Source organism: Fuscovulum sp., assembly GCA_035192965.1.
Lineage (GTDB): Bacteria > Pseudomonadota > Alphaproteobacteria > Rhodobacterales > Rhodobacteraceae > Paragemmobacter.
The window spans coordinates 3959704-3974343 of sequence record CP136571.1 but is presented as its reverse complement, the minus strand read 5'-3'; the positions used below and the strand labels follow the sequence as shown (position 1 = coordinate 3974343).

At 61.5% G+C, this 14640-nt stretch carries 15 protein-coding genes; all 15 read left to right on the top strand.

The genetic code is table 11. The annotated features are described in order from the left end of the window. The first annotated feature begins 5 nt into the window (after nt 1-5). The 15 genes from rpoC to rplP all read left to right on the top strand — a co-directional run bounded on the left by rpoC (nt 6) and on the right by rplP (nt 14612). Nucleotides 6-4244, top strand: a complete 4239-nt coding sequence (gene rpoC / locus RSE12_19555; protein WRH62528.1) for a DNA-directed RNA polymerase subunit beta' — start codon at nt 6-8, stop codon at nt 4242-4244. 35 nt (nt 4245-4279) lie between these two features. Beyond that, the gene (locus RSE12_19550; protein WRH62527.1) at nt 4280-5233 is read left to right on the top strand and encodes a DMT family transporter; all 954 of its coding nucleotides are present in this window, start codon (nt 4280-4282) and stop codon (nt 5231-5233) included. A 295-nt stretch (nt 5234-5528) separates the two neighbouring features. Then, complete coding sequence (rpsL, locus tag RSE12_19545) at nt 5529-5900, top strand: 30S ribosomal protein S12 (protein WRH62526.1); 372 nt, start codon at nt 5529-5531, stop codon at nt 5898-5900. Between the two features lie 11 nt (nt 5901-5911). Continuing rightward, nucleotides 5912-6382 (top strand): 30S ribosomal protein S7, encoded by a 471-nt coding sequence (gene rpsG, locus RSE12_19540; GenBank protein ID WRH62525.1) that lies wholly within the window; start codon nt 5912-5914, stop codon nt 6380-6382. A gap of 9 nt (nt 6383-6391) precedes the next feature. Continuing rightward, nucleotides 6392-8515 carry an elongation factor G gene (gene fusA / locus RSE12_19535; protein WRH62524.1) on the top strand — a complete coding sequence of 708 codons (2124 nt, stop codon included), beginning with the start codon at nt 6392-6394 and terminating at the stop codon, nt 8513-8515. 88 nt (nt 8516-8603) lie between these two features. Beyond that, complete coding sequence (gene tuf / locus RSE12_19530) at nt 8604-9779, top strand: elongation factor Tu (protein WRH62523.1); 1176 nt, start codon at nt 8604-8606, stop codon at nt 9777-9779. 64 nt (nt 9780-9843) lie between these two features. Next, on the top strand, nt 9844-10152 hold the full coding sequence (gene rpsJ, locus RSE12_19525) for a 30S ribosomal protein S10 (protein ID WRH62522.1): 309 nt from the start codon (nt 9844-9846) through the stop codon (nt 10150-10152). A gap of 12 nt (nt 10153-10164) precedes the next feature. Beyond that, nucleotides 10165-10890, top strand: a complete 726-nt coding sequence (rplC, locus tag RSE12_19520) for a 50S ribosomal protein L3 (GenBank protein ID WRH64874.1) — start codon at nt 10165-10167, stop codon at nt 10888-10890. Next, on the top strand, nt 10887-11507 hold the full coding sequence (rplD, locus tag RSE12_19515; GenBank protein ID WRH62521.1) for a 50S ribosomal protein L4: 621 nt from the start codon (nt 10887-10889) through the stop codon (nt 11505-11507). Before rplC ends, rplD begins: the two co-directional genes overlap by 4 nt. Further along, nucleotides 11504-11800 (top strand): 50S ribosomal protein L23, encoded by a 297-nt coding sequence (locus RSE12_19510; protein WRH62520.1) that lies wholly within the window; start codon nt 11504-11506, stop codon nt 11798-11800. The genes rplD and RSE12_19510 overlap by 4 nt, the downstream gene beginning before the upstream one ends. Before the next feature lie 162 nt (nt 11801-11962). Further along, on the top strand, nt 11963-12802 hold the full coding sequence (gene rplB / locus RSE12_19505; protein WRH62519.1) for a 50S ribosomal protein L2: 840 nt from the start codon (nt 11963-11965) through the stop codon (nt 12800-12802). Nucleotides 12803-12805: 3 nt separating this feature from the next. Continuing rightward, entirely contained in the window at nt 12806-13084 is a 279-nt protein-coding gene (gene rpsS, locus RSE12_19500) for a 30S ribosomal protein S19 (GenBank protein ID WRH62518.1), read from the top strand. Nucleotides 13085-13087: 3 nt separating this feature from the next. Further along, a complete protein-coding gene (gene rplV, locus RSE12_19495; protein ID WRH62517.1) occupies nt 13088-13468 on the top strand; it encodes a 50S ribosomal protein L22 in 381 nt (126 codons plus the stop codon). Then, nucleotides 13468-14184 (top strand): 30S ribosomal protein S3, encoded by a 717-nt coding sequence (gene rpsC, locus RSE12_19490; GenBank protein ID WRH62516.1) that lies wholly within the window; start codon nt 13468-13470, stop codon nt 14182-14184. Before rplV ends, rpsC begins: the two co-directional genes overlap by 1 nt. A gap of 14 nt (nt 14185-14198) precedes the next feature. Beyond that, complete coding sequence (gene rplP / locus RSE12_19485) at nt 14199-14612, top strand: 50S ribosomal protein L16 (protein ID WRH62515.1); 414 nt, start codon at nt 14199-14201, stop codon at nt 14610-14612. Nucleotides 14613-14640: the final 28 nt, after the last annotated feature.

Below are 14640 nucleotides of genomic sequence, written 5' to 3'. Positions count from 1 at the left end.
TGGAAATGAACCAGGAACTGACCAACAACCCGTTCAACCCGGTTGCCCCGATCAAGACGTTTGACGAGATCAAGATCTCGCTCGCGTCGCCGGAGCGCATCCTTTCGTGGTCGTTCGGCGAGATCAAGAAGCCGGAAACCATCAACTATCGCACGTTCAAGCCGGAACGTGACGGCCTGTTCTGCGCCCGTATCTTCGGGCCGATCAAGGATTACGAATGCCTTTGCGGCAAGTACAAGCGCATGAAGTATCGCGGCGTTGTCTGCGAGAAATGCGGTGTGGAAGTCACGCTGCAAAAGGTGCGGCGCGAGCGGATGGGCCATATCGAACTGGCCGCACCCGTGGCGCATATCTGGTTCCTGAAATCGCTGCCGTCGCGGATCGGGCTGATGCTCGACATGACGCTGCGGGATCTGGAGCGGATTCTGTACTTTGAAAACTATGTCGTCATCGAACCCGGTCTGACGGACCTGACCTATGGTCAGCTGATGACCGAGGAAGAGTTCCTGGATGCGCAGGACCAGTATGGCGCGGATGCCTTCACCGCCAATATCGGCGCGGAAGCGATCCGGGAAATGCTGGCGGCGATTGATCTGGAATCGACGGCGGATCAGCTGCGCGAAGACCTGAAAGAGGCGACGGGCGAGCTGAAGCCGAAGAAGATCATCAAGCGGCTGAAGATCGTGGAATCGTTCCTGGAATCGGGCAACCGGCCGGAGTGGATGGTTCTGACGGTGCTGCCGGTCATTCCGCCGGAACTGCGCCCGCTGGTGCCGCTGGATGGTGGCCGGTTTGCGACGTCGGACCTGAACGACCTGTATCGCCGCGTGATCAACCGCAACAACCGCCTGAAGCGGCTGATCGAGTTGCGCGCGCCCGATATCATCGTGCGGAACGAAAAGCGGATGCTGCAGGAAGCGGTTGACGCGCTGTTTGACAACGGCCGTCGTGGCCGCGTGATCACGGGCACCAACAAGCGCCCGCTGAAATCGCTGTCCGACATGCTGAAGGGCAAGCAGGGCCGGTTCCGCCAGAACCTGCTTGGCAAGCGCGTGGACTTTTCGGGCCGTTCGGTCATCGTGACCGGGCCGGAACTGAAGCTGCACCAGTGCGGTCTGCCGAAGAAGATGGCGCTCGAACTGTTCAAGCCGTTCATCTATTCGCGGCTTGAGGCGAAGGGGCTGTCGTCCACCGTCAAGCAGGCGAAGAAGCTGGTTGAAAAGGAACGTCCCGAGGTTTGGGATATTCTGGATGAGGTCATCCGCGAACACCCGGTTCTGCTGAACCGTGCGCCGACGCTGCACCGGTTGGGGATTCAGGCGTTCGAGCCGATCCTGATCGAAGGCAAGGCGATCCAGCTGCACCCGCTGGTCTGTTCGGCGTTCAACGCCGACTTTGACGGCGACCAGATGGCCGTGCACGTTCCGCTGAGCCTTGAGGCGCAGCTGGAAGCGCGCGTCTTGATGATGTCGACCAACAACGTTCTGTCGCCTGCAAACGGCGCGCCCATCATCGTTCCGTCGCAGGACATGGTGCTGGGGCTGTACTACGTCACCATGGAACGTAAGGGCATGGTTGGCGAAGGCATGGCATTCGCCGATATCGAGGAAGTGGAACATGCGCTGGCCGCTGGCGCGGTGCATCTGCATGCCTCGATCACAGCGCGGATCAAGCAGATCGACGAAGAGGGTAACGAGGTCTGGAAGCGGTTCAAGACGACCCCCGGTCGTCTGCGGCTGGGCAACCTGCTGCCGTTGAACGCTAAGGCGCCGTTCGAACTGGCCAACCGGTTGCTGCGCAAGAAGGACGTGCAGAACGTCATCGACACCGTCTACCGCTATTGCGGGCAGAAAGAGTCGGTCATTTTCTGTGACCAGATCATGGGTCTGGGCTTCCGTGAAGCGTTCCGTGCGGGCATTTCGTTCGGCAAGGACGACATGCTGATCCCGGATTCCAAGTGGACCATCGTGAACGAAGTTCGCGATCAGGTGAAGGAATTCGAACAGCAGTACATGGACGGCCTGATCACCCAGGGCGAAAAGTACAACAAGGTTGTCGATGCCTGGTCGAAGTGTTCCGACAAGGTGGCCGGTGAGATGATGGCAGAGATTTCTGCCGTTCGTTTCGACGATGCCGGTGCCGAAAAGGAACCGAACTCGGTCTACATGATGTCCCACTCTGGGGCGCGGGGTTCGCCGGCGCAGATGAAGCAGCTTGGCGGGATGCGCGGCCTGATGGCCAAGCCGTCGGGTGAGATCATCGAGACGCCGATCATCTCGAACTTCAAGGAAGGTCTGACCGTTCTTGAATACTTCAACTCGACCCACGGCGCGCGGAAAGGTCTGGCCGATACGGCGCTGAAGACCGCGAACTCGGGCTATCTGACGCGGCGTCTGGTGGACGTGGCACAAGATTGCATCGTGCGCAGCCATGATTGCGGAACCGACCGGGCGATCACCGCCGAAGCCGCCGTGAATGACGGTGAAGTGGTGCAGACCCTGGCCGACCGTGTGCTGGGCCGTGTGTCAGCGGATGACGTGCTGGTGCCGGGAACGGATGAGGTTCTGGTGGCGGCGGGCGAGCTGATCGACGAGCGTCGGGCTGATCTGATCGATCAGGCCGGGGTTGCGGTCATGCGCATCCGCAGCCCGCTGACCTGTGAGGCCGAAGAGGGCGTCTGCGCCATGTGCTATGGCCGTGACCTTGCGCGCGGTACTCTGGTGAACCAGGGGGAAGCTGTCGGCATCATCGCCGCGCAGTCCATCGGGGAACCCGGTACGCAGCTGACGATGCGGACGTTCCACATCGGCGGTATCGCACAGGGTGGCCAGCAATCGTTCCTTGAAGCCAGCCAGGAAGGCCGGATCGAGTTCCGCAATGCCAACCTTCTGTCGAACGCCAATGGCGAGCAGATCGTGGTCGGGCGGAACATGTCGATCGCCATCGTGGATGAGGCCGGTCAGGACCGGGCGGTTCACAAGGTGAGCTATGGTGCCAAGATCCATGCCAAGGACGGCATGGCTGTTAAGCGCGGCACCAAGCTGTTCGAATGGGACCCCTATACCCTGCCGATCATCGCCGAAAAGGGCGGTGTGGCGAAGTTCGTCGATCTGGTATCGGGCATTTCGGTGCGCGAAGACACGGATGATGCGACGGGTATGACGCAGAAGATCGTGTCGGACTGGCGGTCGGCGCCCAAGGGCAATGACCTGAAGCCCGAAATCATCATCATGGACCCGGCAACGGGTGAGCCGGTGCGTGCCGACAATGGCAACCCGATCACCTATCCGATGTCGGTGGACGCGATCCTTTCGGTCGAAGACCAGCAGGAAGTGCGTCCGGGCGATGTGGTGGCGCGTATCCCGCGCGAAGGTGCCAAGACCAAGGACATCACCGGGGGTCTTCCCCGCGTGGCGGAACTGTTCGAAGCCCGTCGTCCCAAGGACCACGCAATCATCGCGGAAACCGATGGCTATGTGCGCTTCGGCAAGGACTATAAGAACAAGCGCCGCATCACGGTTGAACCCGTCGATGAGACGCTGCAGGCGGTTGAGTACATGATCCCCAAGGGCAAGCACATTCCGGTTCAGGAAGGTGATTTCGTCCAGAAGGGTGACTACATCATGGACGGCAACCCGGCTCCGCACGATATCCTGCGGATCATGGGGGTCGAGGCGCTTGCCAACTACATGATCGACGAAGTGCAGGACGTGTACCGACTGCAGGGCGTGAAGATCAACGACAAGCATATCGAAGTGATCGTGCGTCAGATGCTGCAAAAGCTGGAAATCCTGGATGGTGGCGATACCACGCTGCTGAAGGGCGAACAGGTGGAGCGCATCGAGCTGGACGAAGAGAACGCCAAGGCACGCAACCGCGGGCTGCGCGAGGCCAAGGCCGAGCCGGTTCTGCTGGGGATCACCAAGGCGAGCTTGCAGACACGGTCCTTCATCTCGGCCGCGTCCTTCCAGGAAACCACCCGCGTGCTGACCGAGGCTTCGGTTCAGGGCAAGCGCGACAAGCTGGTGGGTCTGAAGGAGAACGTGATCGTGGGTCGTCTGATCCCGGCAGGGACGGGCGGGGCGACGAGCCGCGTGAAGAAGATCGCCGCGGATCGCGACCAGAACGTGATCGAGGCGCGCCGGTCGGATGCTGAAACGGCGGCGGCTTTGGCGGCACCGGTCGACATGAAGGCTAACGATCTGGATCTGGGTATGTCGGATGCGATCGACAGCCGCGACTGATCTTTGACGCAGTCTTGAAAGGGGCCGTCGCAGCGATGCGGCGGCCCTTTTCCTTTGGCGGGCGCGCTGATAGCGATGTGGGCCAAGAGGACATGATGCCGATATCCGACAATCTGCGCGGCGCGATCTATATGATGATCGCAATGGCCGCCTTTACCCTGAACGACAGCGCGATGAAGGCCGCGACGCAGACCCTGCCCTTGTGGCAGGCCATTGCGATGCGGGGATTGCTGACGCTGGCGCCACTGGCGCTGATCGGGGTGGCAACCGGGGGGCTGCGGTTCCGGATGGCGCGGCGAGATGCGGGGATCGTGGCGATCCGGTCTGTGGCAGAGGTGGCGTCGACGCTGCTGTTCTTGGCGGCGCTGGTGCATATGCCTTTGGCGAACCTGTCGGCGATCCTGCAATCGCTGCCTTTGGCGGTGGCCTTGGCCGCTTGGGCGGTGTTTGGCGACAGGATTGGCTGGCGGAGGATCACGGCCATTCTGGTGGGGTTCGTGGGGGTGTTGATCATCATTCGGCCCGGACCGCAGGGGTTTGACCATTGGTCGCTGATGGGGTTGGCATCGGTGGCCTTTGTGGTGGTGCGCGATCTTTCAACCCGGCAGCTATCAAGGGCGGTGCCGTCATCCACCGTGGCGGTGCTGGCGTCACTTGCGGTGACGGTCACCGCGCTGACCCTGTCGCTGCCTGCCGGGTGGGAGGCGGTAAGCCTGCGCGAGGGGCTGCTGATCGGTGGGGCAGCGGCGGCGCTGGTGGTGGGCTATAACTTTGTGATCATGGTGATGCGGGTGGGCGATATCGGGTTTATCGCGCCTTTCCGGTATACGGCCCTGCTCTGGGCGATCTTTCTGGGCTGGGTGATCTTTGGCACGCTGCCCGATGCGCTGACGCTGATGGGGGCGGGGCTGGTGGTGGGATCGGGCATCTTTACCCTGTGGCGCGAGCGCAAGGTGAAGGCGGTTCAGATGCCGGGGGGGCAGGGCTGACCCCAGGCCAGCAACCGGGCCGGGGCGGTTGTTGACATCCCCCGCGACTCCCCCTATACGCCCGCTACCTGAGTGCTGGCCCCCTGTGGGAGTCGGCCCAAGGATATCGAAAAGTGAGTGGTCATGATCCGGGCGCAGGCCCCGATCCTCTGGAATTCCACCGCGTCGTCCCCGCGAAGGGGGCGCATGCGGTTTTGGCGTTTTGCGATCCGCGCAGACGTCAGTCGAGAAGCAGCGCGCCGGGAGATTGGCGCGAGTATTGACAACGCCCGTGAGGGCAAATCGGGGTACGTGAATGCCGACGATCCAACAGCTGATCCGCAAGCCGCGGGAAGCGAAAGTAAGAAGGTCCAAGTCGCAGCACTTGGAATCCTGCCCGCAGAAGCGTGGCGTGTGTACCCGCGTGTACACCACGACGCCTAAGAAGCCGAACTCGGCTATGCGGAAAGTCGCCAAGGTGCGTCTGACCAATGGCTTTGAAGTCATCAGCTACATTCCGGGTGAAAAGCACAACCTTCAGGAACACTCTGTGGTTCTGATCCGTGGCGGCCGGGTAAAAGACCTTCCCGGTGTGCGTTACCACATCCTCCGCGGCGTTCTGGATACCCAGGGCGTGAAAGATCGTCGTCAGCGTCGTTCGAAATACGGCGCCAAGCGTCCGAAGTGAGGAGATAAGAGATGTCACGTCGTCACGCCGCCGAGAAGCGCGAAATCCTGCCCGATGCCAAGTATGGCGACCGGGTTCTGACCAAGTTCATGAACAACCTGATGCTGGACGGAAAGAAATCCGTTGCAGAATCCATCGTCTATGGCGCGCTTGAGCGCGTTCAGTCGCGTCTGAAGCGCGAACCGATCCAGGCCTTCCACGAAGCGCTGGAAAACGTGAAGCCGTCGGTCGAAGTGCGTTCGCGCCGCGTCGGTGGTGCAACCTATCAGGTTCCGGTCGAAGTGCGCACCGAGCGCCGCGAAGCGCTGGCGATCCGCTGGCTGATCATCGCGGCCCGCAAGCGCAACGAGAACACCATGGAAGAACGTCTGGCTGCCGAGCTTTCGGATGCCGTGAACAACCGTGGCACCGCTGTCAAAAAGCGGGAAGACACCCACAAGATGGCGGATGCGAACAAAGCATTCAGCCATTACCGCTGGTAAGGGGTCATCATGGCACGCGAATTTCCGCTGACGCGCTACCGCAACTTTGGCATCATCGCGCATATCGATGCCGGCAAGACCACCACGTCTGAGCGCATCCTGTATTACACAGGCAAGTCGCACAAGATCGGTGAAGTCCATGATGGCGCGGCCACCATGGACTGGATGGAGCAGGAGCAGGAGCGTGGCATCACGATCACCTCTGCTGCGACGACCACGTTCTGGGAACGCACCATTGATCCGGGTCTGGAGCATGCGCGTTCCGACAAGTACCGTTTCAACATCATCGACACCCCCGGCCACGTGGACTTTACCATTGAAGTCGAACGTTCGCTGGCCGTGCTTGACGGTGCTGTCGTTCTGCTGGACGGCAACGCAGGTGTGGAACCGCAGACCGAAACCGTGTGGCGTCAGGCTGACCGCTACAAGGTTCCGCGGATCGTGTTCGTCAACAAGATGGACAAGACCGGTGCGGACTATTTCAACTGCGTCCGCATGATCAAGGACCGGACCGGCGCGAATGCGATGCCGGTGGCCCTGCCGATCGGCGCCGAGGACAAGCTGGAAGGCATCATCGACCTCGTGACGATGGAAGAGTGGGTTTATCAGGGTGAAGATCTGGGCGCGTCCTGGATCCGTCAGCCGATCCGCGCCGACCTGAAGGACGTGGCCGATGAATGGCGCCTGAACCTGCTGGAAACGGCAGTCGGTCAGGACGACGCGGCCATGGAAGCCTATCTGGAAGGCAACGAGCCGACCCCGGAAGAACTGCGCGCGCTGATCCGCAAGGGGACGCTGGCGATTGACTTCATCCCGGTTTTTGCGGGCTCGGCCTTCAAGAACAAGGGTGTGCAGCCGCTGCTGAACGCCGTGATCGACTATCTGCCTTCGCCGCTGGACGTGCCGCCCTATATGGGCTTTGCACCGGGCGACGAAACGGAAACCCGCAACATCGCGCGGTCTGCAGATGACGACCAGCCCTTCTCGGGTCTGGCGTTCAAGATCATGAACGACCCCTTCGTTGGTTCGCTGACCTTTACCCGGATCTATTCGGGCAAGCTGGCCAAGGGCGATGCGATGATGAACGCGACCAAGCAGCGCAAAGAGCGCGTTGGCCGCATGATGATGATGCACGCCATCGACCGCGAAGAAATCACCGAAGCATTCGCTGGTGACATCATCGCGCTGGGCGGTCTGAAGGAAACCACCACCGGGGACACGCTTTGTGATCCGGCGGCACCCGTTGTTCTGGAAACCATGACCTTCCCGGTCCCGGTGATCGAGATCGCGGTGGAACCCAAGACCAAGGCCGACCAGGAAAAGATGGGCATCGCGCTGGCCCGTCTGGCCGCCGAAGACCCGTCCTTCCGGGTGGAGACCGACATCGAATCCGGTCAGACCATCATGAAGGGTATGGGGGAACTTCACCTCGACATCCTCGTCGACCGTATGCGTCGCGAGTTCAAGGTCGAGGCGAATATCGGTGCGCCGCAGGTGGCTTACCGCGAGACGATCTCGCGCGAGCATGAGATCGACTACACGCACAAGAAGCAGACCGGTGGTACCGGCCAATTCGCGCGCGTGAAGCTGGTCATTCAGCCGACGGAACCGGGCGAAGGCTATTCCTTCGAGTCGAAGATCGTTGGTGGTGCGGTGCCGAAGGAATACATCCCCGGCGTCGAAAAGGGCATCAAGTCGGTGATGGATTCGGGCCCGCTGGCCGGCTTCCCGGTGATCGACTTCAAGGTGCAGCTGATCGACGGCGCATTCCACGATGTTGACTCGTCGGTTCTGGCCTTTGAAATCGCGGCCCGTGCGGCGATGCGCGAAGGTCTGAAGAAGGCCGGCGCCAAGCTGCTGGAACCGATCATGAAGGTCGAAGTGGTGACCCCGGAGGAATACACCGGCGGCGTCATCGGCGACCTGACCTCGCGTCGGGGGATGATCAACGGGCAGGACAGCCGCGGCAACGCGAATGTCATCGCCTCGATGGTTCCGCTGGCGAACATGTTCGGCTACATCAACCAGTTGCGTTCGATGACCTCGGGTCGCGCTGTGTTCTCGATGGAGTTCGACCATTACGAGGCCGTGCCGCAGAACATCTCGGACGAGATCCAGAAGAAATACGCTTAACCGGTGTGGCGGGGTGAACCCCGCCCTACCACCCCGTAGGCCGGGGGATACCCCGGCAGCACCGACACACGAATGAGGAGTGACCCTGATGGGCAAGGCAAAGTTTGAACGGAACAAACCGCACGTCAACATTGGCACGATTGGCCACGTTGACCACGGCAAGACGACGCTGACGGCTGCGATCACGAAGTATTTCGGCGAATTCCGCGCCTATGACCAGATCGATGGCGCGCCGGAAGAGCGGGCTCGTGGGATCACGATCTCGACCGCACACGTGGAATACGAGACGGAAGCCCGTCACTATGCGCACGTCGACTGCCCCGGCCACGCCGACTATGTGAAGAACATGATCACCGGTGCGGCCCAGATGGACGGCGCGATCCTGGTTTGCGCGGCTTCCGACGGCCCGATGCCGCAGACGCGCGAGCACATCCTGCTCGGCCGCCAGGTGGGTATCCCCTACATGGTCTGCTACATGAACAAGGTTGACCTTGTTGATGACGAAGAGCTGATCGAACTGGTCGAGATGGAAATCCGCGAGCTGTTCTCGAGCTACGAATATCCGGGCGACGACATTCCGATCGTCAAGGGTTCGGCCCACCAGGCCATGATCGGCGAGCGCAAGGACATCGGCGAGGATTCGATCCGCGCTCTGATGAAGGCCGTGGATGAGTACATCCCGACCCCGGCCCGCGCCATCGACCAGCCCTTCCTGATGCCGATCGAAGACGTGTTCTCGATCTCGGGCCGCGGTACGGTTGTGACCGGCCGTGTGGAGCGTGGCGTGATCAACGTCGGCGACGAAGTTGAAATCGTCGGCATCCGCGACACCAAGAAGTCGGTCTGCACGGGCGTGGAAATGTTCCGCAAGCTGCTGGACCGTGGGGAAGCTGGCGACAACGTCGGCGTTCTGCTGCGCGGCATCGACCGTGAAGGCGTGGAGCGTGGGCAGGTTCTGTGCAAGCCGAAGTCGGTGAACCCGCACACGAAGTTCGAGGCGGAAGCCTATATCCTGACCAAGGAAGAGGGTGGCCGTCACACGCCGTTCTTCGCGAACTACCGTCCGCAGTTCTACTTCCGCACGACGGACGTGACCGGGACGGTTGAGCTGCCGGAAGGCACCGAAATGGTGATGCCGGGCGACAACCTGAAGTTCAACGTGACGCTGATCGCCCCGATCGCGATGGAAGAGAAGCTGCGCTTCGCCATCCGTGAAGGCGGCCGCACCGTCGGCGCAGGCGTCGTGTCGAAAATCATTCTGTAATAACCACAAACAGAACCTCTTGGGTGGGCGAAAGCCCACCCCAACGTTCTAAAAGGAAAACAAGATGCAAGGTCAAACCATCCGCATCCGGCTTAAGGCCTTCGATTACCGCGTACTGGATGCCAGCACGCAGGAAATCGTGAACACGGCCAAGCGGACCGGCGCGCAAGTGCGCGGCCCGATCCCGCTGCCGAACAAGATCGAGAAGTTCACCGTTCTGCGCGGTCCGCACATCGACAAGAAGTCGCGCGACCAGTGGGAAATCCGGACGCACAAGCGTCTTCTCGACATCGTAGATCCGACCCCGCAGACCGTGGACGCGCTCATGAAGCTCGACCTCGCGGCCGGCGTGGATGTCGAGATCAAGGTTTAAGGGGGCATGACCATGCGCTCTGGAGTTATCGCAAAGAAGCTGGGCATGACCCGGCTGTTCCTGGAGAACGGCACGCAGGTTCCTGTGACCGTCCTTCAACTTGACAACCTGCAGGTCGTCGCACAGCGCACCGCCGACAAGGATGGCTATACGGCTGTTCAGCTTGGCGCGGGCGAGGCAAAGGCCAAGCGGACCACGGCAGCGCAGCGCGGCCATTTCGCCAAGGCGAATGTCAGCCCGAAGCGCAAGATCGCGGAATTCCGCGTGACGCCCGACAACCTGATTGATGTGGGTGCGGAAATCACCGCAGACCATTACCTGGCCGGGCAGTTCGTGGATATCGCGGGCACCTCGATCGGTAAGGGTTTTGCCGGTGCGATGAAGCGCCACAACTTTGGCGGTCTGCGGGCGTCGCACGGTGTTTCCGTGTCGCACCGTTCGCACGGGTCCACGGGCCAGTGCCAGGACCCCGGCAAGGTGTTCAAGGGCAAGAAGATGGCAGGCCATCTGGGTGCCGTTCGTGTGACCACGCAGAACCTGCAGGTCGTGCGCACGGATGCCGACCGCGGCCTGATCATGGTCAAGGGCGCTGTCCCGGGATCGAAGGGTGGCTGGGTCACCGTGAAGGACGCCGTCAAGAAGGCCCCGTTCGCCGACGCACCGCGTCCGGCTGCGGTGCGTTCGATGACTGCTGCTGCTCCGGCCGTGGAAGTTGCGGCCGAAGGGGGTGAAGCATGAAACTTGATGTGATCAAGCTGGACGGCGGCAAAGCCGGTTCCATCGATCTGGACGAAGCGCTGTTCGGGCTGGACCCGCGCGCCGACATCCTGCACCGCGTGGTGCGCTGGCAGCGGGCGAAAGCCCAAGCTGGCACCCATTCGACGCTGACCCGGGCCGAGGTCTCGTACTCGACCAAGAAGATCTATCGCCAGAAGGGCACCGGTGGCGCACGTCACGGTTCCCGCAAGGCGCCGATCTTCCGTCACGGTGGCGTTGTGAAGGGCCCGACCCCGCGGTCGCATGCCCATGACCTGCCGAAGAAGTTCCGCGCCCTCGGGCTGCGCCATGCGCTGTCGGCCAAGGCCAAGGCGGGTGAACTGGTGATCGTGGACAGCCTGGTGATGGCGGAAGCCAAGACCGCAATGCTGGCCAAGACCCTGCAGGAACGTGGCTGGAAGCGCGTGCTGATCATTGATGGTGCGGATGTCGACGCGAATTTCGTGCTGGCCGCCCGCAACATCGAAGGGATCGACGTGCTGCCGACCATCGGTGCAAACGTTTATGACATCCTGAAGCGTGACACCCTGGTGATCACGAAGGCCGGTGTCGAAGCACTGGAGGCTCGTCTGAAATGAGCGTGAAACCCGAACATTACGACCTGATCAAGAAGCCGATCATCACCGAGAAAGCCACCATGGCATCGGAGCATGGTGCGGTGGTGTTTCAGGTTGCCATGACGGCGACCAAGCCCGCCATCAAGGAAGCCGTGGAAGCGGTTTTCGGCGTAAAGGTGAAAGCGGTGAACACCGTCGTCACCAAGGGCAAGGCCAAGAAGTTCCGCGGTCGCGCAGGCGAGCGGTCGGACAAGAAGAAGGCCTATGTCATGCTGGAAGAAGGCAACACTATCGACGTTGCCACCGGCCTCTGATATTGAGCCGACGAATCTGGCGGCCCCGGTTTTCCGGGGCCGTGGATTTTTAAGGAATCCGGTCGTTTTGCCTGCGGGCATCCGGCCGAAATCGGGGATCTTCGGAGCCCTATAACCACGGGACCGCATCTGCGATCCCTTAGCTGACGGAAGACAGAGAGCATGGCACTCAAGTCGTATAAACCGACGACGCCTGGCCAGCGTGGGCTGGTTCTGATCGACCGTTCGGAGCTGTGGAAAGGACGCCCTGTCAAAGCCCTTACCGAGGGTTTGACAAAGACGGGTGGCCGGAACAACACCGGACGTATCACGATGTGGCACAAGGGCGGCGGCGCAAAGCGCCTGTACCGCATTGTGGATTTCAAGCGCCGCAAGTTCGACATCGCGGCGACCGTGGAACGGATCGAATATGACCCGAACCGCACCGCTTTCATCGCGCTGGTGAAGTATGCGGATGGCGAGCTTGCCTATATCCTGGCACCGCAGCGTCTGGCTGTTGGCGATCAGGTGATCGCGGGTGCCAAGACCGACGTGAAGCCCGGCAACGCAATGCCGTTCTCGGGCATGCCGATCGGGACGATCGTTCACAACGTCGAGCTGAAGCCCGGCAAGGGCGGCCAGCTGGCACGCGCGGCGGGCACCTACGCCCAGTTCGTGGGCCGTGACGGTGGCTATGCGCAGATCCGCCTGTCTTCGGGCGAATTGCGGATGGTGCGTCAGGAATGCATGGCCACCATCGGTGCCGTGTCGAACCCCGACAATTCGAACCAGAACCTCGGCAAGGCCGGGCGTCGCCGCCACATGGGCATCCGCCCGACCGTTCGCGGTGTTGCGATGAACCCGATCGACCACCCGCATGGCGGTGGTGAAGGCCGCACCTCGGGTGGTCGTCACCCGGTGACGCCGTGGGGCAAGGGGACCAAGGGCAACCGGACCCGTTCGAACAAGCAGACGGACAAGTACATCGTCCGTTCGCGTCACGCCAAGAAAAAAGGGCGCTAATCCATGACTCGTTCTATCTGGAAAGGCCCGTTCGTCGACGCTTACGTCCTGAAAAAGGCCGAGAAAGCACGGGAATCGGGCAAGAACGAAGTGATCAAGATCTGGTCGCGCCGTTCCACCATCCTGCCGCAGTTCGTTGGCCTGACCTTCGCGGTCTACAACGGACACAAGCACATTCCCGTCAATGTGACCGAAGAAATGATCGGCCAGAAGTTCGGGGAATATTCCCCGACCCGGACCTATTACGGTCACGCCGCGGACAAGAAAGCCAAGAGGAAGTAAGCCATGGGTAAGGAAAAGAATCCGCGCCGCGTGGCGGACAACGAAGCGATGGCGATTGCCCGGATGCTTCGCACCTCGCCGCAGAAGCTGAACCTCGTCGCCGGTCTGATCCGGGGCAAGAAGGTGGAAAAGGCTTTGGCCGATCTCACCTTCTCGAAGCGCCGCATCGCGGGTGACGTGAAGAAGTGCCTGCAGTCGGCGATCGCCAATGCGGAAAACAACCACAACCTCGACGTTGACAGCCTTGTCGTCGCCGAAGCCTGGGTCGGCAAGAACCTGGTCATGAAGCGCGGCCGTCCGCGGGCGCGTGGCCGGTTCGGCAAGATCATGAAACCGTTCAGCGAGATCACCATCAAGGTGCGTCAAGTCGGGGAGTCTGCATAATGGGTCAGAAGGTTAACCCCATCGGGATGCGCCTGCAGGTCAACCGGACCTGGGATAGCCGCTGGTTCGCCGAGTCGAAGGACTATGGCAACCTGCTGCTGGAAGACCTGCGGATGCGCGAGTTCATCCACAAGGAACTCAAGCAGGCTGGCATCAGCCGCGTGATCATCGAGCGCCCCCACAAGAAGTGCCGTGTGACCATTCACACCGCACGTCCGGGCGTGATCATCGGCAAGAAGGGCGCGGATATCGAGACGCTTCGCAAGAAGCTGACCGCGTTCACCAAGTCTGAACTGCACCTGAACATCGTCGAAGTCCGCAAGCCGGAACTGGACGCCCAGCTGGTGGCCGAGTCGATCGCCCAGCAGATGGAGCGCCGGGTTTCGTTCCGCCGGGCCATGAAGCGCGGCGTGCAGAACGCCATGCGGATGGGCGCGCTGGGGATCCGTGTGAACGTCGCCGGTCGTCTGGGTGGTGCGGAAATCGCGCGTACCGAATGGTACCGTGAAGGCCGCGTTCCGCTGCACACGCTGCGCGCCGACATCGACTATGCGCTGTCGGAAGCCGAGACCCCTTATGGGATCATCGGTGTGAAGGTGTGGATCTTCAAGGGCGAGATCCTTGAGCATGATCCGCAGGCCCATGATCGCCGTCAGGCCGAAGCGCAGGACGGTGCTGCACCGCGTGCGCCGCGCCGCGACCGCGAACGCGCGTAAGGGAGTAGAAGGAAATGCTGCAACCGAAACGGACCAAGTTCCGCAAACAGCACAAGGGCCGTATCCACGGCGAGGCGAAGGGCGGCTTTCTGCTGAACTTCGGGTCCTTTGCGCTGAAAGCTACTGAGCCCGAGCGTGTGACCGCGCGGCAGATCGAAGCGGCCCGCCGCGCGATCACCCGCCACATGAAACGCCAGGGTCGCGTCTGGATCCGGATTTTCCCGGATGTTCCGGTGTCGTCGAAGCCTACCGAAGTCCGTATGGGTAAAGGTAAGGGTTCGGTGGATTACTGGGCAGCCAAGGTGAAGCCGGGCCGCATCATGTTCGAGATCGACGGCGTGTCCGAAGTTATCGCGCGTGAAGCCCTGCGTCTGGGCGCCATGAAACTGCCGGTCACCACGCGCGTTGTCGCGAAGGAAGACTGGTAAGGGTCGCGCGCTTTTAGCGCACACCTTA